General features: G+C 49.8%; 17 protein-coding genes. 5 read left to right on the top strand and 12 right to left on the bottom strand.

Annotation, left to right across the window (positions count from 1 at the left end; all coding sequences use genetic code 11):
- Nucleotides 1-216 precede the first annotated feature (216 nt).
- From rocF to cls, 5 genes are all read right to left on the bottom strand, one after another.
- Nucleotides 217-1,155, bottom strand: a complete 939-nt coding sequence (rocF, locus tag BLS15_RS25860) for an arginase (protein ID WP_021257204.1) — start codon at nucleotides 1,153-1,155, stop codon at nucleotides 217-219.
- A 160-nt stretch (nucleotides 1,156-1,315) separates the two neighbouring features.
- A complete protein-coding gene (locus BLS15_RS25855; protein WP_021257205.1) occupies nucleotides 1,316-2,524 on the bottom strand; it encodes an ornithine--oxo-acid transaminase in 1,209 nt (402 codons plus the stop codon).
- Between the two features lie 161 nt (nucleotides 2,525-2,685).
- The gene (locus BLS15_RS25850; RefSeq protein WP_021257206.1) at nucleotides 2,686-3,903 is read right to left on the bottom strand and encodes an MFS transporter; all 1,218 of its coding nucleotides are present in this window, start codon (nucleotides 3,901-3,903) and stop codon (nucleotides 2,686-2,688) included.
- Nucleotides 3,904-4,059: 156 nt separating this feature from the next.
- On the bottom strand, nucleotides 4,060-4,914 hold the full coding sequence (locus BLS15_RS25845) for an ABC transporter ATP-binding protein (RefSeq protein WP_021257207.1): 855 nt from the start codon (nucleotides 4,912-4,914) through the stop codon (nucleotides 4,060-4,062).
- A gap of 121 nt (nucleotides 4,915-5,035) precedes the next feature.
- Nucleotides 5,036-6,547, bottom strand: coding sequence for a cardiolipin synthase (gene cls / locus BLS15_RS25840; protein WP_021257208.1), 1,512 nt, complete (start codon nucleotides 6,545-6,547; stop codon nucleotides 5,036-5,038).
- 244 nt (nucleotides 6,548-6,791) lie between these two features.
- On the opposite strand from cls, the gene BLS15_RS25835 reads away from it, so the two are divergent.
- Complete coding sequence (locus tag BLS15_RS25835) at nucleotides 6,792-7,376, top strand: TetR/AcrR family transcriptional regulator (RefSeq protein ID WP_021257209.1); 585 nt, start codon at nucleotides 6,792-6,794, stop codon at nucleotides 7,374-7,376.
- A gap of 97 nt (nucleotides 7,377-7,473) precedes the next feature.
- Here the strand turns inward: BLS15_RS25835 and BLS15_RS25830 are convergent, their stop codons facing one another.
- Nucleotides 7,474-8,154: a TorD/DmsD family molecular chaperone gene (locus BLS15_RS25830; protein WP_021257210.1), complete on the bottom strand. Its 681-nt coding sequence runs from the start codon at nucleotides 8,152-8,154 to the stop codon at nucleotides 7,474-7,476.
- A gap of 322 nt (nucleotides 8,155-8,476) precedes the next feature.
- On the opposite strand from BLS15_RS25830, the gene BLS15_RS25825 reads away from it, so the two are divergent.
- From BLS15_RS25825 to BLS15_RS25815, 3 genes are all read left to right on the top strand, one after another.
- Nucleotides 8,477-9,211 (top strand): hypothetical protein, encoded by a 735-nt coding sequence (locus BLS15_RS25825; protein WP_021257211.1) that lies wholly within the window; start codon nucleotides 8,477-8,479, stop codon nucleotides 9,209-9,211.
- Nucleotides 9,212-9,313: 102 nt separating this feature from the next.
- Nucleotides 9,314-10,273 (top strand): AraC family transcriptional regulator, encoded by a 960-nt coding sequence (locus BLS15_RS25820; RefSeq protein WP_090514491.1) that lies wholly within the window; start codon nucleotides 9,314-9,316, stop codon nucleotides 10,271-10,273.
- A gap of 211 nt (nucleotides 10,274-10,484) precedes the next feature.
- Nucleotides 10,485-13,052, top strand: coding sequence for a glycoside hydrolase family 38 N-terminal domain-containing protein (locus tag BLS15_RS25815; RefSeq protein ID WP_235075264.1), 2,568 nt, complete (start codon nucleotides 10,485-10,487; stop codon nucleotides 13,050-13,052).
- Nucleotides 13,053-13,387: 335 nt separating this feature from the next.
- Here the strand turns inward: BLS15_RS25815 and budA are convergent, their stop codons facing one another.
- The gene (budA, locus tag BLS15_RS25810; RefSeq protein WP_021257215.1) at nucleotides 13,388-14,188 is read right to left on the bottom strand and encodes an acetolactate decarboxylase; all 801 of its coding nucleotides are present in this window, start codon (nucleotides 14,186-14,188) and stop codon (nucleotides 13,388-13,390) included.
- Nucleotides 14,189-14,243: 55 nt separating this feature from the next.
- Nucleotides 14,244-15,893 (bottom strand): acetolactate synthase AlsS, encoded by a 1,650-nt coding sequence (alsS, locus tag BLS15_RS25805; RefSeq protein ID WP_090514497.1) that lies wholly within the window; start codon nucleotides 15,891-15,893, stop codon nucleotides 14,244-14,246.
- A gap of 321 nt (nucleotides 15,894-16,214) precedes the next feature.
- Here alsS and BLS15_RS25800 point away from each other — a divergent pair, with 321 nt between their 5' ends.
- The gene (locus tag BLS15_RS25800; RefSeq protein WP_028533378.1) at nucleotides 16,215-17,306 is read left to right on the top strand and encodes a M24 family metallopeptidase; all 1,092 of its coding nucleotides are present in this window, start codon (nucleotides 16,215-16,217) and stop codon (nucleotides 17,304-17,306) included.
- Nucleotides 17,307-17,501: 195 nt separating this feature from the next.
- Here the strand turns inward: BLS15_RS25800 and BLS15_RS25795 are convergent, their stop codons facing one another.
- The 4 genes from BLS15_RS25795 to BLS15_RS25780 all read right to left on the bottom strand — a co-directional run bounded on the left by BLS15_RS25795 (nucleotide 17,502) and on the right by BLS15_RS25780 (nucleotide 23,743).
- Nucleotides 17,502-18,146, bottom strand: a complete 645-nt coding sequence (locus BLS15_RS25795; RefSeq protein WP_028533377.1) for an ArsR/SmtB family transcription factor — start codon at nucleotides 18,144-18,146, stop codon at nucleotides 17,502-17,504.
- Nucleotides 18,147-18,159: 13 nt separating this feature from the next.
- On the bottom strand, nucleotides 18,160-19,467 hold the full coding sequence (locus BLS15_RS25790; RefSeq protein WP_028533376.1) for an MFS transporter: 1,308 nt from the start codon (nucleotides 19,465-19,467) through the stop codon (nucleotides 18,160-18,162).
- A gap of 178 nt (nucleotides 19,468-19,645) precedes the next feature.
- Nucleotides 19,646-22,363 carry an alpha-mannosidase gene (locus BLS15_RS25785; protein WP_028533375.1) on the bottom strand — a complete coding sequence of 906 codons (2,718 nt, stop codon included), beginning with the start codon at nucleotides 22,361-22,363 and terminating at the stop codon, nucleotides 19,646-19,648.
- Nucleotides 22,364-22,456: 93 nt separating this feature from the next.
- Entirely contained in the window at nucleotides 22,457-23,743 is a 1,287-nt protein-coding gene (locus tag BLS15_RS25780) for a glycoside hydrolase family 125 protein (protein WP_090514488.1), read from the bottom strand.
- Nucleotides 23,744-24,005 lie beyond the last annotated feature (262 nt).

Here is a 24,005-nt window from a genome sequence, read left to right as displayed (position 1 = left end):
AATCACGGCAGCTTTCTCTACGGCTAAAACCATCCAATACCAGCTTATTCAAAACTCATCCTAGCAGGGCTATCGCCGGATGACAACCCTGCTTCGGAACCATAAAGGATCAGAATGTGGACACGAATTTGTTTATGATAATTTCTCTACATGCTGCCCTCACTTGGATGCCATCGTATAACTGTTCATGTCATGCGAAAACAATAGGGTCGAAGCCTATAGGATTCGATCTCCAAGCAGGGTGCCAATCAACTCCAGCGCGAGCCGTGCCGTGCGATTGTCTGTATCCAGCGAAGGATTAACCTCGACGAATTCAGCGGAAGTCACAATACCAGACTCATGCAGAAGTTCGAGCGCAAGATGGGCTTCCCGATAGCTTACCCCACCCCGTACCGGTGTACCCGTTCCCGGAGCCTCAACAGGATCCACACTATCTACATCGAAGCTCAAATGAACCCCGTCCGTGCCATCACTGGCAATTCGGATGGCCTCCTTCATCACATGCAGCATGCCATAGCGATCAATATCATGCATCGTAAAACATGCAATTCCTTGCTCACGAATATAGGAGCGCTCGCCAGGATCTAAATCTCGGGAGCCAACAAGTACAATGTTCTTCGGATTTAGCGACTTGCCAGGCCAATTCCATTGACCTTCGGTCAAACTTGCTCGTCCCAGCGCCACAGCCAGCGACATTCCATGCACATTGCCTGACGGACTAGTCTCTTCTGTATTCAAGTCTGCATGTGCATCGAACCAGATCACACCTAATTGCTGATATTGCTGTGTCAGGCCTGCCAAGGTTCCAATGGCGATACTATGATCTCCGCCCAGTACCAGAGGGAAGCGTCCCGACTCTATAGATGCCTGTACCTGCTCAGATAAGGCGTCGCTCATCGCAATGACTTCATCAACATACTTGGCCTTGCGTACCGGGGCTGCGGTTGCTGCTGCCTCCGAATGTATAGCGGCAGCCGTACAGCCCACACGGCGTTCCTCGCCCACAGTAATCCCTAATTGATTGAGATGCCGCACCAGTCCAATCTGCATCAGGCATTCCGGTCCCAACTCCGCACCACGCCGTCCTGCCCCTAGACCGAATGGTACTTGAATAATAGATAATGGCATGTTCATCTGTCTGTCCTGTGCTGTCATACTGATCGCTCCCTTCGATATGACAATCCTGGAATATCCCTTCGAACTTCTACTTATTCACTGCGTCTATGATCATATCTATTACCTTCTCTAACTAAATAGGCATGACTTAAACCTTCTATCGAGTAAGCAGATTGCGATGTTGTCACCCTCTTGTTGTTCAAGCAATAATCGCCCCTGAGACCAGCACACTGCGAATACGCTCTACTGCCCAATCCAGCTGTTCTTCCGTGATGACCAGCGGCGGCGCAAAGCGAATGACCGTGCCATGCGTCTCCTTACAGAGCAGACCAAGACGCATAAGAGCCTCACAGTAGAGTCTAGCCCCCTCCGTTAGCTCCATGCCAATCAGCAGGCCACGACCACGAATTTCCTTCACAATCGGGCTGGATATGCTGGCAAGCTGCTTCTGGAAATATGCCCCGAGCCGTTCGGCGCGCTCAGCCAACTCTTCTTCGTCAAGTACGGTAAGCGCCGCTGAGGCCACCGCACAAGCTAGCGGATTGCCGCCGAAGGTTGAGCCATGCGAACCTGGCTCAAAGACGGATAAGATCGCTTCGTCTGCTGCTACAGCAGAAATCGGAAGCACACCTCCGCCAAGTGCCTTGCCCATAATGTACATGTCCGGTATCACCTGCTCCCAATCGCAGGCGAAGCGCTTGCCGGTTCGTCCGAATCCCGTCTGAATTTCATCTGCAATGAACAGCACATGATGACGGGTGCAAATCTCTCGCACCTTACGCAAATACCCATCTGGCGGCATTACAATTCCATTCTCTCCTTGAATAGGTTCAACGAGGAATGCAGCCGTGTTCGGCGTAATTGCACCTTCCAGTGCCTCGGCATCGCCGTATGGAATGATCGTGAAGCCTGGTGTAAAGGGGCCGAAGTCTTCTTTGTATTCTTCACTGGAAGAGAATGAGGTAACGGTAATGGTACGACCATGAAAATTGCCACTGCATACGATAATATCCGCTTGGTCGCGTGGAATGCTCTTATGGCGATATGCCCAGCGTCGTGCCGCCTTGAGAGCAGTCTCAACTGCTTCAGCGCCCGTATTCATAGGCAGTATCTTGGACTTGCCTGTATATGCTGCCAACTGTTCGCTCAGACGAGATAACGGTTCGCTATGGAAGGCGCGTGAGCAAAGCGTCAATTGGTTCGCCTGATTCACAAGAGCTTCGATCAGCTTCGGATGGCGATGACCATGGTTCAAGGCAGAGTAAGCGCTTAACATATCCATGTATTGGCACCCTTCTGGATCTTCAACCCACACTCCTTCTGCCTTCTCGATTACGACAGGAAGCGGATGATAGTTCCTCGCTCCGAATCGTTCCGCTGTCTGTATAATTTCCTCTGACCGTTTCATGTTCCGTCCTCCTCTGTCCTCAAAATCGATACTTCCCTACATCCTATTCCACAAGGGGTGTACACTCTCCTTTTCTCATACAGAAAAAGTTCCCATCATATTCCTTCTACGGAACATTTGGGAACCCTCCTGTACACAGCCCATTTACGAATATCTTACTTTCAAATCGCCGATTTCTCGGTGTCCTGCTTGCGCTTGGACGTCGAGCCAACGGTATGAGCCATTCCATACAAAAGGATAGCTAGCGATAGCGCGCTGAAAATCAGTACCATGTAAGGCAAGCCTATCGTATCCAGACTGAACCCTGCCGCAAGAAGCACCACTTGGAACATGACCCGATCCAGCATCGTCCTGAATGAGAAGAAGCGGCCATGCAGTTCTTTCGGAATCGACTTCTGAAAATACGTAGACAACAAGGGGAAGAAGAATCCAGCTGCAAAGCCAAAGAGTCCGAACGCCACAAGCGTCATCCATTTCACATGAGCGAAGAACAGCAGCCCTTGCGCAGCTGCGATAATGAAGGACAGTGCGAACAATTGCTTTAATAGATCGCGCTGACCGGATAAGCGTTTCACGAAGAATGCAGCCAGTATGAAGGCAACGCCTTCAGATGCGTAGAGCCAGCCCTTAATTTGCGTATCCTGATGCATTTCGCTAATATTAATGACCATCAAGTTGAAGCTCCCAATAAAGAACCCTGGAATAATCGATAGACAGAGCGCCATAAGAGCAACTGGCATCCCTTTGAGCATCGGGACAATCTCCTTAAATCCGCCGCCTTGCTTCTCTTTACGCTTCTGGCCGCGCTCTTCCTTAGGCTCCTCATCAATATCAAGGAAGTACGTGGAGACAAGCAGAAGTCCATAGGCGACGAGCGATGCCGTGTACAAAGCAGACAAACTCATGACAGACAGCATCATACCGGCTGCCACCGTTCCGATAATACGGGCAATCGTAGATGCGTTCATATGGACTCCGTTCAAAGCGATAAGATCTTTATCTTGAACGATAAGTGGAATGACCGATTGAAGCGCTGGAAAATAAAAGGCCGCGGATATTTGCAGACACACTGCAAACAAAATCATCCACCAGACCGAGCCTTGTGCAATGGCGAGAAACATGAAGCAAACACTTACCATCCGTCCGATACCCGCCCAGATAAGGACGCTCTTCTTGCGATGCGAATCGATTACTTTCCCTGCATATGGCCCAATGAGCACACCTGCGAGAAGGCCAGTGAATAAGATCAATGACTTCATAAAGTCTGATGGCACATAATGCTGCATAAATTCCAAATTCGCGATAATGGACGTCCAAAGCCCCAGGCCGGCGATAAATTCGCCACAGAGCACAATCCATACGTTACGATTGCTCCACAAATGAATGTCCCTCCGATGATCATATGTCATAATTGATAGTCCAAGCATATCAGTTGGAAAAAGAAGGGGCAATAAGGGTGCAAAAAAAGCCGTCTGGCAACGCCAAACAGCTTCTTAGATTTCCCCGTCCACATCTTTCTAAAGTTCATACTTCCTTTATACAGCGCTTGATTGCAGCATTGTGTTCGCTGCGCACTCATCCTTGCGTTCACAACGTTCACCGCAGATGCGCCCTTTGCCGCGCGGCACGCACATCGGTGTACCAAACAGCGGATCATCGCATACGATGCATTCCATGCAGAATACGTCCCTCACCATGTCGACCGTCAGCACATCTTCTGGAGCTCCCTGTGAATGAATGCCCTTATTGCGCACAGCTATAATATGATCCGCATACCGGCAAGCCAAGTTCAAATCATGAAGAACCATCACGATGGTACGGCCCTCATTCCGGTTCAAATCATACAATAAATCCAGTATCTCGATCTGATGGCTCAAGTCCAAATACGTTGTCGGCTCATCGAGCAGAACGATATCTGTATTCTGCGCAAGCGTCATGGCGATCCACGCCCGTTGTCGTTGACCGCCGGACAAGGCATCTACTGGCCGATCAGCCAATTCCTCAAGGCCTGTTACCTTCAGCGCATGGCGTACAAGCCGCTCATCCTCTTCCGACCACTGCTTCAGCCAGGTCTGGTATGGATAACGTCCTTGCTTCACAAGCTGATGAACCGTCAACCCTTCTGGCGCTGTTGGCCCCTGAGGCAAGATCGCCATCTTACGCGCAACTTCCCTCGTTCTGGAACGATGAATATCTTTACCATCCAGCAGAACCGTACCAAGCGTAGGCTTCAGCAAGCGGGCAAGAGAGCGAAGCAGCGTCGACTTGCCGCATCCGTTGCTGCCAATCAGCACCGTAATCTTGCCTTCAGGTATACTAACCGTTAAATCTTCTATAATAGAGGTTTCCCCATACGATAACGTAAGAGAGCGTGTGTTCAATACAGACATGATCGTTCCTCCCGCATTCCACAGATAATGAAAATCGTTCTCAAAAGGAGTTCTAACTAATCATGCCACAAACCACACATGGAGTCAATCTATTCCAACTGCCTCTATAGTCCACTTAGGCCTACAGCAGCGGTGAGAATAGACGTGCGGCCGATTCAAGAAAGCGCATGAACACTTTTTTGCGTGCGAACTGTTCTTCTACGATCGGTGCGGCCGACTGTAGATCAAGCTCGAACTCCTCTACGAGCTGCTGAACACTCTCTGTACGCATCAGCAGTGCATTCACCTCGAAGTTCAAGTGGAAGCTGCGCATATCCATATTGGCCGTCCCGATCGTCGCCATCTTTCCGTCCACAATAATGAGCTTCGAGTGCAGGAAGCCCTTCTCATATTCATAGATGCGAACCCCTGCCTCCATGAGTCCCGGGAAATAGGAGTGTGATGCCAGGAACGGCAGCCACTTATCCGGCTTAGCCGGGAACAACAGCTTCACATCCACACCAGACAACGCTGCTACACGCAAGGCTGTAAAGATATCCTCATCCGGAATAAAGTAAGGCGTTGCGATCCAGATTGATTTCTTGGCCGAAGTCAGCATCGAGAAGAATACATTTTTCATCGTTTTGAATTCTTGATCGGGGCCGCTTGCGATCATCTGGACCGCGCCTGAGGCCGACTCCGTAGGCTGTGGAGTCAAGTATTCTGGATCGTACAACTTGCATCCTGTCGTATGGCACCAATCTTGTAGGAAAATGATCTGCATCGTCTTCACCGCTTCGCCTCGGACGATCATATGAGTATCGCGCCAGAAGCCATACGTCTTGCTGCGGCTTAAATACTCATCTCCTACATTCAATCCGCCGATAAAAGCGACGTTGCCGTCCACGACAACAATTTTGCGATGGTTCCGGTAATTCACCCGATTCGAGAACAGCGGGAATTTCACAGCACCAAACACCGCCACCTCGACCCCGGCATTGCGCAGATCCGCCAAGAATGTCTTCGGCAGATGCATGCTTCCTACCGCATCCACCATGAAGCGAACCTTAACCCCAGCAGCTGCCTTATCAATCAGTATTCGCTTAAGCGATCGTCCGATGTCGTCATCTCGATAGATATAATACTCCATATGAATATGATGCTGCGCCTGATTCAATTCCGTAATGAGCGCAGAGAACGTCTCTTCCCCATTGTTCAAAATCCGCGTATCGGAGCCGAAGGATATCGGGCTCTTACTAAGTCGGCTCGTCAGTCGCAGAAGCTGGCGCTCATCAGGATTGAAGGTAGCGAATACCTGCTCCCTGCGTGTCAGCGATTCATTATCAATGAAGGCATACCCTTGCCGATCCTGGACAGCCTTGCGGGCATAACGGCGCCGCTTGCGATAATTTTGACCAAATAGCATATAGAAAATAAATCCGACTACAGGAACGAGTGCCAGCACCAGAATCCATGCAACCGTGCTGGAAGGATGCCGATTTTCCATAAAAATAATAACGGCAAGCGTGATGACCGCGAGTGTCGTCATAATACTTAAGGATGTAGCGATGGTATGCCCGAACGTATCGTTTATGTATAGACCTAGCGTCATCAATAAGATCAGAAACAAACCTACCTGCAATGCTCTCCTCATCCGCATGCTCCCCCATCTCTAAATATCTGTATCTAACATGCTTCTATCCTTATACAGCATCCTACTATATAATCCTGCAATATGTCTTAATCAAGAGGTGAAGGAAGAACAATCCATATTGAATTACTATACCCGAATTCTCCGCTTTCAAATATGTCATTGACAACGATTTCAACCGTGTGACATAATTTCGTCGAACGAACGATAGGTAGTTATGGAACAGCGAAGAATGGAGGGTTTCCCTTTGACTGCCAACCGCATTCAACTTATCGCTCTATCCCATTTTGCCAAATATGGCTATGCCGGGACTTCCTTGTCCAAAGTTGCCGAGGAAGTCGGCATTAAGAAGCCATCTATTTATGCGCATTATAAGAGCAAGGAAGATCTGTTTTTGCACGTGCTGCAATCTGTATTTGTCGATGAGTTAAACTGGATCACGGACTTTTTCCACAAGCATGAGCATTTGCCGCTCTACGATCAGTTGAAGCTGCTGCTTGACTCCTACCGTCACCGGTACAGCCAGTATGATGTGCTCAAATTTATGCTGCGGGTCGCCTTCTTCCCGCCTCCATCGCTGCAAGAGCCTGTCCTTGAACGCATGCACTCCTTCATCGAGCGGCTGGAGAAGGGGCTCATCCCCCGCATGGCACAGGCGCTGCGCTCACAAGAAATTCACGGTGTTCATCCCGAGCAGGCAGCCAAGGCATTCATCTCGATATTGGACGGGCTGTTCGTACAGCTTCTGTACGGAGGCGTAAGCCGATTCGAGAGCAATCTTGAAGCCGCTTGGACGATCTATTGGCGCGGCATTACGTGCAAGTCCGTATAGAGAAGAAGGGACCTTTGTGTGGAAAGGTCCCTTGTCATATGCATAGATCTCGATTTCGTTCTATCTTACTGCATCAATATCGATACAGAATGTGCAACTATGCGATCTTCATCTGTTCTGCCCATGCGGCTTCTTTAGCGATGAACTCTCTTAGCAGCATTCCAATTGCCTTATAAATTGGATGTTCAGCATGCTGTGCCAAGTCCTCTGCGAAGCGTGGCGCCCAGCTCTTCAGATGATCCAACACGAATTCGCGCTGGCCATTCATATAACGCTCATAACGCTCTTTCGAGGCCACATTGTTCATCATCTTCTCGATGAGAACAGCCATGAATTCCAATTCTATGGAAATATGGTCGTCAGGCTCTCCGTTCATCTTCTTGAAATATAAACTGAATTCAGCATACATTTGCCGCACATCATGAGCGTATGACTTAGGCAACATTTGCTCGCTCGCACGATACATGGTCTCGCAAGGCGCTACAGGCAGCTGGCCTGAAGAGCCGAACAAGCGCAAATACTCGTCTCGCAGCGAGGAGTATACGGCGTACATTTCGTTAATCGACATGTTCGTGAGCATACTGCACAGCTTCTGGGCTCCTTCGGAACTGGATGACAACAACTTAAGCTCCTGCCCGTTCCGCCATGCCATGATGACATCTAGTGTTGGAACTTCTCCCAGGAAATCAGCCAGCAATTGATAAGCTGCTTTGCGCGTCTCCATTCGCTCCACGGTATCACCACTCCACTGTTCCAGCTGTTCTGCCGTTAACAACATCGTCCGTCCCCTCCATATGATGATTTCCAGCTTTCATCCATATTGTCCCATAACCGGACGATCAATTGCTGTGACGAATTGTGAACAACATGGCTGCTGAAAGCGTTATATGTGACACTTATGTGAATTCGAACTCAATTGCCCGGTAAATTGATACGATTCAACTGCATACATACTTTGTTCGTAAAACCGATTTATTTAGATACTAAAATACTGGTAAATTTTATTGTAACAAACGTCATAGCAAAGAGACAGTTCCAATTGTTGCCTCACTTTACAGTTGATTTTCACATTATTTGAGGAAGAAATCAGAGGAGAGAGCATGAAAAAAACTCTTAATAAAGGCTTTCTATTTGATCTTATTGTCGTAGCCTCCCTAGCATTGATTCTCATCATTATTTTCCTACTGGGAACAGGTAAAGAAAGAGAGACTCGCAGCCTGATTACGAAGCTGGAAAATATAAAGCCAAAAACGACGATCGATTTGTCACAGAACGGTTATCAAATTATTGAAGGAAAAATGACAGCTGCGGCTCCAACAGGAGATTCCGATTACGTTCAGCCTGCATTTGCACTGCTGCAAAGAGAAACTTACGTCCCCAACAAAAGGAAAGACTATCCTAGTACTCCCGATGAGATTAACAACTGGCTCGCAAAAGATGCAGCTGTAGCTGGATACCCGATTCGTTCTAATGAATGGCTGTTGCTGACCGGACATCTTATATTAACACCATCGATGGTATATGGAGCGGAGATTCAGGAAGAAATATACCTGATATGCAATGACGGAATTTTTTCAAAAGAAAATAGATGTGCCTATCGAGGCATTCGGCCTGGCAGAAGCTCAATTATTGCCGTCCACGTGCAAGAGGGACAGCTCGTCCCGCTCAAGGAGAACAAAACCATTCTCGTCTCTACCGATCAAGCTACCCTGCTAGCACAGCTAGAGGAGGATGCTAATCAAACTCTTTCGTGGTATCTGGGAGTAGGTGCTTACGTAGGAATTTTCCTCTTTGCCATTGGCAAGCATATCCTTTCGTCAAATAAGGAGGATTAAGAGAGATCAGGGCCATACTGCGAAGAATCAGAACCTCGCTACGCAGCTGCATTTCAACCAAGCATCATGTTAGACATACGTATGGTACACAAAGGAGTACATATGATGAATGCGAGTCCTATAGCATACAAAAAAGCAAATCATGCGCTCAATATATACGCCACCCAGATCGACTGCGGGCCTGTGCGCTATCGCGTCCATTACTGGGGCTTCATGCCCCAACATTACCATAACACGCTGCATCGACATTCTTTTTTTGAAATGTGCTACATCATGGAAGGGAGCGGAGAATATATCGACGATGGCAAGCATTATCTGCTATCCTCAGGAACCGCCTTCTGTTCCCGACCTGGCATCTGGCATCAGATTCGCAGTGACGAGGGTCTTGCGCTATGTTACGTCGCCTTCGACATCATCGAATCAGATTCGGCAGATGCTTACGCTCGTGCCTATCAAGTACTGGCGCAAGATGCCGTCCCTGTTATTCCTTCAGCTGAGAAGTCAGCAACAGCAGCGCTGTGGGGCGCCTTGCTGTACATGTTCGATAACGGGAATGGGCAGGGACAAGCCGCTTACCCGATTGCGGTGCTGCAATCGACAGCTGGGGCACTGCTGTATTCGATGCTGCCGCTATTCGCGCCGCATACCTACCAGCTCCCGGAAGTGTCCATAGGCGCCGCGAACATGTCTATCGGCACGAATGATCTGTTCCGCAGAGCCTGTCTATACTTAGCGGATAACCTTAGTGAACCGCTGTCGCTTGAGATCGTGGCACAGCATTTGCACATTTCTCCCCGTCATCTATCCCGACTGTTCATGCAGCATGGCGGTCAGACGTTCGTCCATTATGTACAAGAACGGCGCATCCAATTGGCGAAGGAGCTTCTACTCGATACTGATGCAGCCATTAAGCATATCGCTGAGCAGTGTGGCTTCGAGTCGGTGCATTATTTTACAAGAGTATTCACTCAGCTGCTCGGAGTATCTCCTGCACGTTACCGTCGCCGTGATCTCCATCGCGCTCATCTCGATACAGATCCGAGTCAACGTCCGAACGCATAATGATGTCCGTATTTTACAAAAACAAAGCCAACCAGTCCAAATACAACCTTCCCACCATTTCTTACAATGAGGGCATACAGGAGAGAAGAGAAGACAGGGGTACACAATCTCTGCTCTTCGCTGCCATGTCACTGACCTTCTGAAGCCGGAATGGAGCGGAAGGTTTCTTTCATTACTTGTTACCTAGCTGAAATGGAATTGGAGGCCTTACATGATGAACATCGAACAGCATATCGCACGTGCGATAATCCCATCCCCGAAGCGGACTTGGACCATTTATGCGATACACCACTCCCATACGGACATCGGATATACGGAACGCCAGGAGAAGATCGAGCGCTATCACGTTGAATTTATTCGACAAGCGCTGAACATTGTACAGCAAGCATCGAACGGAATGAAGCCGGAATGGAGGGGATTCCGCTGGACTTGCGAGACATTCTGGGCAGTGGAACGTTTCTTGGAGCAAGCTTCGGAGAAGGAGCGCGAGCAATTCGCGGAGGCTGTGCGCAGCGGCAGCATCGAGCTGTCCGGTACGTATTTGAATATGACGGAGCTGCCGGACTATTCCTTATTGCATAGCATTCATCGTAAAGCACAGACATACGCAGAGTCGATTGGACAACATGTGGACTCAGCGATGACTGCTGACATTAACGGTTATGGATGGGGGTATGCCCAGAGCCTCCTCGACAATGGCATCAAGCATTTATTCAGCTGCATCCACACCCACCACGGCATGTTCGCACTTGGCCGCAAGCAGACGCCCTTCTGGTGGCAGGCGCCGAATGGCGAGAGATTGCTCGTCTGGAACGGAGAGCACTACATGTTCGGCAACGAGCTTGGCTTATGTCCCGGTGCACTCGGCAAGTATATGATCCAAGACGAATTCGATAACCAGTTAATAGATGCTCATCATGACGCTATTGCCCGTATCCGTATGCACCGTTATTTATGCCGGCTTGAGGAAGAAGGATATCCCTATGACTTTGTGCCGGTCATGCTGTCTGGTCTAGGCACAGACAATGCTGCACCCAACGGCCGGATTATGGAATTCATTCGTAATTGGAACGCTCAATACGGCGATTCGATACGCATCGAGATGACGACGCTTCATGATTTCTTTGCTAGATTGAAGCAGGAAGATGTAGACCAATTACCGGTCTATACAGGAGATTGGCCGGATTGGTGGTCTGACGGCGTCAGCTCAACTGCCATGCATACACAGCTGTTCCGTGACGCACAGCGCACACTGCGCAAGGTGAAGCGCCTCGATCCTAAGGCTAGCATCGTGGACATCTCGAAGCTGAATCAAGTCGAGCAAGCACTTGTCATGTATGCGGAACATACATGGGGCTACCACTCCTCCATCTATGAGCCATGGCACCCGAACGTACAGCTGCTCGAAGTACGCAAGCAGGCCTATGCAGCCGAGGCCAGCCGCCTTGCGCACCAAGCGCTGGATCAGGTGCTGTTCGCGCAAGGTGCTGCACCTCTATATCCTGAGCGTCCATTCCGCTATCGCATTGTGAACACGGAGCATGCACCCGCTGCCAAGCTTGTCACCCTATCCTTGGACGGATGGGAGCCTGCTCTATTCGAAGGTGGATTGGAAGTCGTACATGAAGGAACCGGGAATGTGCTTCCGCATCAGTCCCCTCACCCACAGTCCGTTGTCGTTCAAGTCACGCTCGGTCGAGGTGAAGAGTGCTTCCTGAACCTTCGTAAGGCACCAGCTCGCCCTACAAATCTGACAACATCCAATACCCGCCTGATGGGAAGTGATCGAGTCTATGATATGGAGGACTTGCATGCAGAAGAGTCTGCACATGGTCCTATTCGTATTGCTCAGCATTCGATTGAATCACCCTATGTACGGATTGAATGGAAGGAAAACGAGGGCATTATCTCTTGGATCGATAAACAAACGGGATGCGAAATGCTGGCAGCCAATCGCGAGCACGGTGCATTCACACCCATTTACGAGGTCACTCCGGCTGCTGATTCAAGCGATCAGAGCCAAGTCTGGGCTGTTCGCAGCCGGATGGGACGCAATCGCAAGGGTATAAACGTAGAGCGAAGCACCGGTCGCCTCGTCCGTGCACGTCCAATCGAGAATGGTCCGTTATATGCGACAATAGAGCTGACTTACGTGATCGAAGGAATGAGCTATTACGCACTATTCCTGAAGGTACATGCTGCATCGAATCGGGTCGAGATATCTGTTCGGCTTCACAAAGACAGCGTATGGCTTCCCGAGAACGTATATGTCGCACTGCCGTTCACGACTGGCGAACATCACAAAGATACCTTGTATGTAGAGAAAGCAGGAGCCATCGTACGTCCATGGATCGATCAGCTGCCAGGCACGTGCCTGGATTATACGTGCATTCAAGAAGGTCTGGCATGGTGCAATCATACGCATGCATCGCATCCTAATTCAGCTGATCCTAGCGATAAACCTCCAGTGACAGACTATACAGGTTCACAGTCCGAAGAGCTTACACTGCTTCTCGCTATGCCCGATACACCGCTGCTGCAACTGGGATCGCTTGAGCATGGCCGCAGACTTGTTCATACCCAGCAGTCGCTGGACACTAAGCCGTCTACCTATGCTTGGTTAATGACGAACTATTGGGAAACGAATTTCAAAGCCACACTCGGAGGTTTCTACGAATTCTGTTATGCTGTGGAATTGCGTCATGATGTAAGCGCAGCGCAATTGTCCAATGAAATTTCCACGCTTGCCACATCGTTTACTGTCGCTCGCATGAGTTAAGGCTGCCGCATCTTTCAAAGTGCAGTATCATCCGCCCCCTGATGTCCACTCCCATCAAGGCATCAGGGGATTTACCCTTCATTAGCCATCACACACAACCTTGTCTCCTTAATAAAAAAAGACCCAAACGGGCTCCATTCTCTCCCATTCAGGCCTTCTTGGCATATTGTTAACTTGCTTGTGTACACGCTGATGCTGCAATTCAAATGAACACTTTACGGGTACTGATGTACGAGTACAGTGTACGGGAACTATGAATGTACGAGTACAGGGTACAATGCGTACGTTCAACGTGCGGGTTCTACGTTTGCTTACCAGCAGGCTTGACTATCGGATCAACCTTCTGCCTTCGCAATTTCTGCATCGAGATCGCGGCTCGTCAGGTCAGCGTTCATGAACGCTTCGGTCTCAGGGAAATGCATATGCACCTCTGACGGCTTGCCTATCTGCACGATGCCTGATTTAAGCTGCAAGTCCAGCACATGCCCGCCGCCTGTGCGCGCATCATCAACGAAGTGATGGTGATAGCCCGCTACAGCTATTCCTTGAGCAAATGCTGGCATGCGGAACGCTGCTACAGTTCCCTTTTTCTTCTCCAATGTGAATGTTGGCTGAGATTCGATTGCCTCCAAGAACGGGCGGAATGGCGGCTTCTGCTTCGCAACGGTACGTGTTACTACACATTCGAACTCCCCGTCAATACGAATCGCATAGAACAGGTTCAGGCTCGGGAGCAGGCTGTCTATCAGCTGCTCTAGCTGGCTGCGGCTCATTGGCTGGTTCACACGGAATGTCTTGACTGGCTGGAAGAACGTTACGGAAGCAAATGGAGTTCCGTCTTCCGGCTTCACGGGCGTTACACTGCTGTCGGAGCGCAGGCGATAATAGTCTCCATCGAAGGCGATTAATTCCCCATCCAATTCATTGAATGTGCCTATACCGAAGTCGCCATGCTGCTTCAGCTCAGCCATTGTCATGCTCCCCTCGAATACACCGTCGAGCAGGGCGCTCATGGTAGATGTCTGGAAAATGGTGCTCGGCTGCTCTGAGCGGTGTTCCGCTTCTCGTTCCGTTGTTGTATATGAGTCCGATGGACGTAATGTTTCGTTGAATGGATGTTCCAATACGGCATTCATCTTATCTGTTCCTCCTTGTAGCAAGCTGTACTTTCCCACGCTGCCAGATGCACTCTTAGTGGAATTGGTCTGGGAGTAGCGTATCTCCAAGCGCGATATTATCACTGTAATCGACCGGAATGTCGATAACGACGGGCCCTTCTGCTTCAAGCGCCTTCCTCAGTGTCGGTACCAGTTCGGCAGGATCCGTGACACGGTAGCCAGTGGCTCCGTAGCTCTCTGCATACTGCACCATGTCCGGCTGGCCGAATTCGACACCTGCAGTCCGGCCATATTTCATTTGCTGCTGGAACGCAACCATATCGTACGTGCCGTCATTCCAGACGAGATGGACAATCGGCAGCTTCAAGCGTACGGCTGTTTCAAGCTCCATCGCAGAGAACAAGAAGCCCCCATCCCCTGATACGGATACCACCTTCTCATTCGGACGAACCAAGGCAGCGGCGATGGCCCAAGGCAAGGCGACGCCAAGTGTCTGCATGCCATTGCTGAACAGCAGGCGGCGCGGCTCATAAGAGCGGAAGTAACGCGCCATCCATATATAATGAGAGCCCACGTCACACGTTACCGTAACGTTGTCATCGATGACGCTGCGCAGACCATGAATAATTTGCAAGGGATGAACCGTTCCCGGCTTCACCTTCTGCGGCGGCTCGCACGCCTCTACCAGCTTCGCAAGCAAGGAATCGCACAGCAACTTCGCTTCTGGCGTCCGCTGCAAGCCGGCCAAGTGCTTCGTCAATTCCTGCACGGTACGATCGATGCTTCCGAGCAGCTCCATCTCAGGCTGGTAATCATGATCAATGTCGGCTTGGACATCATCGAGATGAATGATGTGGCGCTTGCCATCATGATTCCAGAACTTCGGATCGTATTCCACGGGATCGTACCCGATGGTCAGCACCACATCCGATTGTTCAATCAGCTCATCCCCCGGCTGATTGCGGAACAATCCGATACGGCCGAAGAAGTGAGCCTCCAATTCGCGAGAGATGGCACCTGCCGCTTGGAAGGTCTCTACAACCGGAATGTTGGTATGTGCGACCAACTGCCGAATCGCATAGACTGCTTCCGGCGAGCTTGCCCGCATCCCAAGGAGAATGACCGGGATGCGGGCACTGCGCAATGCTTCAGCCGCCTCGGCTATTCCTTCGGAAGGAGCCGCTCCAAGCCGTGGCGAAGGCAATGGCCCAATCGCCGATACCTGTACCGGGCTAGTAATTACATCCTGCGGCAGGCTGACGAAGGCTGCGCCCTGACGCGGCGAGGTCGCTGCACGGAAGGCGTTCGTCAGGACCTCCGGCAGGTTGTCTGGATGCTGCACTTCTGCGCTGTACTTCGTTACCGGCTGGAACAGTGCTGCATTGTCCATGGATTGGTGTGTCCGCTTCAAGCGATCTGCGCGTGATACAGCGCCACCTAAAGCAACCACCGGATCACCTTCCGCCGTTGCAGTAACAAGACCTGTTGCCAAGTTGGAGGCCCCTGGTCCAGATGTCACCAGGCATACCCCAGGTTTGCCTGTTAATCGTCCTACCGCGGCAGCCATGAACGCTGCGTTCTGTTCATGCCGACACACAATTAAAGAGGGGCCACGATCAACAAGTGCGTCAAAAACGCTGTCAACCTTAGCCCCTGGAATTCCAAATATATGAGTGACGCCTTGACGATTCAGGCAGTCTACGACAATGTCTGCTCCACGCATAGTGGGTGATTGTGAATGGGTAACGGAATCAACTCGATGGTTTTCAACGCGTTCGCTTGCTTGATGGTTCGTGCGAGTCTTCGTAGTGTTCATGACGGTCATTCCTTTCCTCATGGCGATAATTGGCATAATAATAGTACAGTATAGAACACATGTTGTGAAAACACATGAAAATAATCAGTCTGTATTATATATAATACTCCTTTTTTTTATTTTGTCTATTCGCAATTTTCAATCGGTCATGATACAGTCGAAAATAGAAGCAATAATAACAATGACCTTACACCACCTAATTCCAACGTACGAAAGGATAGATTTTCGATGAATGATAAATGGAACAAGCTCCATTCCGCCATGGAGCAAAGCGGCATTGACGTGATGCTGATTACCGATCCGAAACATGTCTATTATTTGACTGGCTTTGCTTGTGATCCGCATGAGCGCTTCCTTGGAATCGTAGTCCCTCAACAAGGCGAACCAACACTCATTGTACCTGTACTGGACGGGGACAAAGCAGCCGCTGTATCTGTGGTGCAACAGATTGCTACCCATACAGATACAGACAACCCCTATGACATCCTGAAGCAGCATCTGCCACAGCAGGCAGCTCGCTTCGCGATCGAGAAGGGACATATGTCCGTACAGCGCTATGAAGCATTAACGAGTGCCACAGCAGCGGAAAGCTTCGTAGATGCAGGCCCAATTCTGCAGGCGATGCGTGTTATCAAGTCGGAAGAAGAAGTCGTTCGCATGAAGGAAGCAGTTCGACTTGTCGAAGCTGTTCTGCTGGAAGGCGTAAGCCGAGTTAAAGTAGGCATGAGTGAAATCGAAATGGTGGCAGAGCTTGAATATTTGATGAAGAAGCTTGGTTCAGACGGTCCATCCTTCAGCACGATGGTGCTGGCTGGAGAGAATGCAGCACTCCCGCACGGCGTACCAGGTTCCCGCAAAATCAAGGAAGGCGAGCTTCTCTTGTTCGATATGGGCGTATACGCGAACGGGTATGCCTCTGACATTACGCGCACATTCGCCGTAGGTGAAGTGAATGATACTTGCAAGGAAATTTACAATACGGTGCTCGCCGCGAACATGGCAGCCATTGAAGCTGTGAAGCCAGGTGTTACGTTCGGCAGCCTTGATCGCACGGCACGCAAGGTCATTGCGGACAAAGGCTACGGAGATTATTTCACCCATCGTCTCGGTCATGGCCTCGGCATCGATGTCCATGAGTACCCATCTGTACATGAGCGCAACGAGGATGTGCTTGAGCCGGGCATGCTGTTCACGATTGAACCGGGCATCTATGTGCCGAAGGTGGCTGGCGTGCGCATCGAGGATGATGTCATCGTAACCGCAGACGGTGTTGAGGTATTGACTTCTTATCCGAAGGAACTAACGATCATCGGCGGGTAACGCATTTCTGTTCTAACCGATTCCATACACAACTTGGAGAAGCATTGTATGTACCTTACAAACCTCCAAAAACAAACACCCACCCTCCTGCTCATCTCAAGCATGGAGGATGGGTGTTCTTCTGCATATTCGATTAACCTCAACATTGTCCCAAATTTGAACAAAGATTACCATCAAATATCCATCACTCATCCATCACTCATGATTCATATTCTCGTTGCCATCGACAGATTCCCGGTTCGGGACATCTTTTAGGCGGTAGCTGAGCATGACGAACACGTATTCATCCTTGGTCGTCTGCTCTCGCAATTGTTCATCATTAGCAATCGAGGACTCGTCTGGATTGAAAGGTGGCGGCGTGTAATTAGCTGAGGTTGCTTGCTGTACATAATACGCTTTCTCCGCCCATTCCATCGGCGTCATGGACGAATAGGCAATCTTTGCTTCCGCAAGCAAGTCCTCTCCGTACTGTCCTTTTCGCATTCCGTCCTCGATTACATCTATACCTTGATGGGTAATGCGCAGAAGCTCTTGGACAATCAGACTGGAATGCTCCTGTGATAATTCCTTCCCCAACGTATAGCTACGCTTCTCTTGATTTGCAAGATAATACTTCTCGATTAGATTCCCCTGCTGCTTCGTCTCAACGAGCTCCAGCAGCCCAGCCTCCTCCAGCTTTTTCACATGGTAATACAGTCTGGATGGCTTCTCATCCATTATCTCTGCCATCTGCTTCACCGTAATCGGCTCGTCTTGCGCAAACCGCAATATTTGCATCCGGCGTGGATCCAGCATGATCTTCAACAGCTCGACATCGTTAATTACTCGCTGCTCTTGCAAGCTGTCCCCTCCCTTAGTCTGAAGAAGACATCGCCAGGTCTCCTCCCGTCATTTTCGCTTCGTTCGTAGTCCGAAGTGCTTGGTTATATTTTAACAGAGGGAAAATGACAACGACAATAACAAGCAGCAATCCGGCAAACGCGGTGGCCAGCAATACGCCGAACATAGAAGCGAATAACCCACCTATGCCTATGCCAAGAACCGTGCCGGCTTGCGACACAGAATCGAATACTCCCGATCCGCGGCCTCTCATTTCATCTGGCATAATGGTAATAAACAAACTGCTGAGCGGCACATTCGTGCAGGCAATTGATACGCCTAGACCAATCGACCATACATATACGCTGAGAACCCCGCTCGCTTGGTACAGCGAGTGCAATGGAACAATGAGCAAACAGAACAGGCCGATAACCCCGACAGCACCGAGCAGCAGAACATTGGAAGCCATCCGCTTCATGAGATGAGGTGCAGCGAGCGCCCCTAATATGCTGCCTACCGCAACCATACTCGAAATGAAGCCAAAATGCTCAGCCGGGATGCGGAAGGTTTGCAGCAAAGCCGCATTCAAGTTTGTATTAATAACACCAATGACAAGCATGATCGGCACAAGCAGCAGAAGGAGTGCAAATAATCCATCGTGGCGGTAAATCGTGCGCAGCCCCGCCTTCAAAGATTGCCAGTACGGCTCCTTCTCAGCAGCCGACTGCCCGGGCACCCTGCGTGTATCTTGGATATCTTCAAGAGTTCGATCAGGGGCAGGTGTTGCCTTGGACATCGCGTAAATAAACAAAGCAGACAGCACAAACGTAAGTCCATTAAAAAGGAATAGCCGGTCAAAATGACCTAGTGGAATTAGCAGCCCCGCAATCGATGGCCCCACCAGCCTCATAGCCATATAAGTAGCCTGCGAGAAAGAAACGGCCTGTGTGATGTTCTCTTTCCCAATAAGACTGGGCACAATAGCGGAACGCGCAGGCTCAAAAAACACGGTGCCGATGTTTTGCAGCAATACTAAAGCATAAATTCCGTATAAATTGTGCTGGGATGCGATAAGAAGGACAACAATGATCGCACGGTAGATATCAGCGGCCATCATGATGTGGCTGCGCTGGAAGCGATCAGCGATCGGGCCTACGAATGTTCCAAGGAGCATGCTTGGCAGTACATTAGCGAGTACGACAAGACTAATAGCCAGCGGATCGCTTGATAAATGAGCGACAAGAAAGATAACAACGAGCCGTGTAATACCGTCACCAAGCTCAGAAATGATTTGGGCAAGCCATAGAAATCGGAATGCGCGATTGTTTATGAGCAGCTTCATAAGGAACCCTCCACTAAGGTTGTTTTTATCGTTAAAATTTATTTTAGCGATAAAAATGTTTTTGTAAAGGGGTTATTTTCCTGTTCGCAAAATAAATATGAATTGCTGTGCAAGCTCATCTGACAACAAAAAAGACGCTTGCGAGTCTTCGCAAGCGTCTTCCCTATAATCATACGTATTATTTTTGGATACCGAGCGAGAAGATCTCAGCACTACTCAAGGCAACACTTACTTCACGGTTATTCGTGGAAGCAATGTTCTCTTGAACTTCTTCCATGATATTGCTGCGGTAGAAGCCTTTCGCAGCTTCTGGAAGCGATACGTTCAGAGAAGCTTCTTCATGCTTGAAGTTGAACCAACGGCCGACCATGTCGCCTGTCTCTTCTGCCATCTTCAAGGAGGAGAACGCTACGCCTTCGCCGTTCCATGCCAGGAATGCATGGTTCACTGGGAACTTGCCTTCCTGCACTTCTACTTGGCGTACAACCCAAGGCACTTGGAACGAATGTGCTTCCGCGTAAGCGCCAGAAGCAACTACGTCGCCAGCATGCGGGATGATTGCATATTCAGCCGTATGAACGCCGATGCACTGCGCTTCTGGTGTCGGGAAGTAGCCCCAGTCGCCAAGCTCGCCGGAAGAGCGAAGCAGCGTAACTGCAATCGTGTTCTTGTTGTCTTGCGATACTTCGTATTCGAACAAGCCCTTGTTCGCAACCGTCAAGCCCAGCTTGCCGTCGCTTACGCTGACAAATGTGTGCTGATGCTGATCGTTGCTTGGGTTCTCCCATTCCTTCGCTGGAATGTTGTTGCGGCGTGCCGCTTCGAAGATCGATTCCGCCAAGTGTGTTTCGGACTCAAAGCCGCTCGGGAACAACGCTCTTACGCGGTGATCCTTGGACTTGTTGTCCATCGTTACATGAACATCAACGCGCTTCGCACCGCGATCGAGCGTATAGCGAGTGATGATGCGGAATGTAACCAATTCAGTCGAGCGCTGTGCCTTGCGAAGGTTGAAGTCCACAATGTCGCGGCGCTCTTCTTCCAATTTATCGTCAGCGGATACTGGAATGCTCCAGTTATGCGCCACTTCGATTACCGCACGGTATGGCGTATTTTCTACAACCTTGCGCTCTGCCTTCAGCCCTGCCGTCGTAAGCGGCTTGGAGCCTGCAGGCATGCGGAACATGTACTCGTTCCCGATGTCGCCTGCATCTTCATATACGTTCAGACCAGCATGCGTATGGCCAGTCGACTTGTCTGTCAATGTAAGCGAACCATCTTCCGCAACGACTGCCTTCAAGCGATCATTTTCAAGTGTGAACTCGCCTGTCACAAGGCTAGCCCCTTGCTCCTTCGATGCGCCTGTCACCCAAGCAAGCGTCTTATAACCGAATGCAGGGATGTCTTGTACTTGCAAGCGCACCTTCACTGCACGCGCCATATATGGCTGACGGAATTTATCCTTCGGCAAGTCATAGCCGAAGACTACACCCGCATCTTCCCATTCGCAATCCAGCACGTTGCCGTCTGCGTCGACAACTGCGCCTGGTACGATTGGATCCTTCTTCATTTCCGCTGCCAGCTTCATCGGATGAGCTTCGCGGAAGTAGCGGCGAGACAATTCGATTGTCACTTCCACTACGCCGTCGCGATTGTATCCTGTCGAGTTGAATACGGTAAATGGCACAGCTTGCTTGCCGCTATATACGGATGTATCAATCTGCTTCAGCAGGCTGTCTACCGTTTCATTAATAATTGTCTCTGTTGTATGCTTCGACTTCTCGAAGCGTGTCACCATTTCACGGTGCACTTCGTCCACGCTGCAGCCGCAAATGCTATCATGCGGATGGTTCTGCATCAATGTCTTCCACGCATACACGAACAGGTGGTGTGGGTATGGCTTGCCTGCTTGGTGCGCAATTGCCGCAAGCGGCTCTGCTACCTTCTCAAGCAGCGTCTGGTTCTCTGCGTTCATTTGCTTCAAGTACACACGGGAGGACGCTGTATTAACGAGCGTATACCAGCCGTCTGTACGTTGGCTGCGCAATTCGCCGTGTACTGTCTGCAGGTTCTCAGGCAGCTCCTTGCGAAGCTCATCTACATAATCGTTGAAGTTGGAATGAACGAAATCCACATCCGGGAACAGCTTCTTTGCCACTTCAATCGCTTTGGACAGATCCGTTTGAATCGGCTGGTGGTCACACCCGTTCATGAACAACAAGTGGCGTGTAGATGCGAATTTCTCCGCATTCGGAATTTGCTTGTCCCAATAAGCGACTGCCTGCGGCTCATCAACAGGTACTTCCATTCCGTTACAGTACCAGTTCGCGAACAAAATGCCGATGACGCGCGAGCCGTCTGGGGATTCCCAGATCATCTCGGAGAACGGCGATTCATATGCTGCATCTTCCGATACTTGGTTGTTGAATCCAGTTGGCTTAACACCGCGGCCGAATACAGCCACATCAATGCCAGATTGCTTCAAAATCTGCGGCGCTTGGCCCATATTACCGAATGAATCCGGGAAGTAGCCAACCTTGGAAATGTTGCCGCCATACTGCTTCGCATCGCGATGACCGATTTGCATATTGCGCACATTCGCCTCGCTGCTTGTCAAGAACTCATCCTGCAGGATGTACCAAGGGCCGATATGAATGCGGCCTTCTTGAATGTACTTCGTCAGCTTCTCCTTCATTTCAGGGCGAACTTGCAAGTAGTCTTCCAACATGATCGTTTGTCCGTCCAGATGGAAGCTCTTGAAGCCTGGATCGTTATCGAGTGTATCAAGGAGCGTATCCATCAATTCAATCAATAAAGTGTGATGATACTCGTAAGGCATATACCATTCGCGATCCCAGTGTGTATGAGAAATGATATGGGCTGTCTTTTTTGTCATGTTGTTTCCCTCTCTTCCATGATGTGTGTGATAGAGGTGCCAGTATTCCTAATGATCTGACTTTGCTGCATGAGCATTTGGCTTGCTTATTGCTTATTCCCCTTTAAGCCAATGTTCGCGGAAAATCAGTTCTGAGAACAAGCTGTTCGACCAAGCGAACCATTCACGTGTGAACTGTGCAGGATCATCCACATGGAAGCCTTCATGCATGTAACCTGTGCCTGCATCTGTCGTTGTGAGTAGCTCGATCAGGGAAGCAATCTCTTCCTGCGAGTTTGCTGTCAAGCCTTGCATCGACAAGGCAATATGCCAAATGTATTGATCCGGCGTATGCGGGCTGCCGATACCCTTCGCTGCTTTACCAGAGTAGAAGTAAGGATTCTCTTCACTCAGAATGAAGCGGCGTGTATTTTGATAGATTGGATCGTCTGCCGTTGTATAACCAAGGTACGGAATCGCGAGCAAGCTAGGCACGTTCGCATCGTCCATCAGGTTATAGTTGCCGAAGCCATCTGTTTCATAAGCATAGATTTTGCCGTATTTCGGGTGGTGGAAGATGCCGTACGCTTGAATGCCTTCGTCGATTTCTTCCATCAGTGCGTGAGCCTTCGCGGCAAACGGCGCATCTTCATAAACCGTTGTTGCGATTTCTTCCAAGTACCGCAGCACAACAACCGCGAACATGTTGGAAGGAACCAAATAGCCAAATGTGCACGCATCGTCACTTGGACGGAATGCAGACCATGTCATGCCTGTATAGTTGACCGGCATACCCATGCCATTGTTCTTGAGCGTATCTGTCTTGCGGCAATCCATCCGCTCGAAGCGGTATGGCGATTGCGCAAAGTGACGCTGTTCCGTCGTCCACAGATCCATGATGATATGGGCAACCGTCTTATATTCACCGTCAAATAGGGAAGTGTCCCCTGTCTCTTTCCAATACAAATAGGACAATTGAAGCGGATAGCAGAGGGAGTCAATCTCATACTTGCGTTCCCATACCCAGCCGTTCAGCTTCGTTTGGTCACGGTGATGAATTTCATCCAGTGCTACTTCTTGTTCATTAAATGCATTTGCATAAGGGTCGATTTGAATATATTTCAGCTGCTTGCGCACTAATCCGGCAATGACGCGTCGCACATCCGCATCGTCCTTCGCAAGCGGCATGTATTGGCGTACCTGAGCGCTGGAATCGCGCAGCCACATGGCTGGAATATCTCCAGTAAAGACGTAGGATGTACCGTCTTCATGCAGCTTAGTTGTTGTTTGCAGCGTATTCGGGAAGCAGTTCAGGAACTGCTCCATCAATTTCGGGTTATAGGCCAATTTCGTCTTTGCTTCTTCCATCACGCGAAGCACGGCTTGTGGTAGACGTTCCATGTCGGCTCTCTCCTTTTCACTTATGATCACAACGCAAGTGAATTATTTGTATTATAGCAAATAAGATAATTAATATATCAATTATATTGTAATGATTAGGATGTGAAAAAACAACCAATTATTTGTCCAAAATAGTACACAATCAGGTGAAGCGAAGCGCTCCACCTGATTGGATACAAAGGGCTATTCATTTCGCTCTGCACGTTGTTGTCGCCATGCTCTAGTTGTCAAATCTGCTGCTGGGCGAAATTCAATCATGCCC

It is taken from the genome of Paenibacillus sp. cl6col, from assembly GCF_900102125.1.
GTDB lineage: Bacteria > Bacillota > Bacilli > Paenibacillales > Paenibacillaceae > Paenibacillus_B > Paenibacillus_B suaedae.
This window is presented reverse-complemented; position numbering and strand designations above follow the sequence as displayed.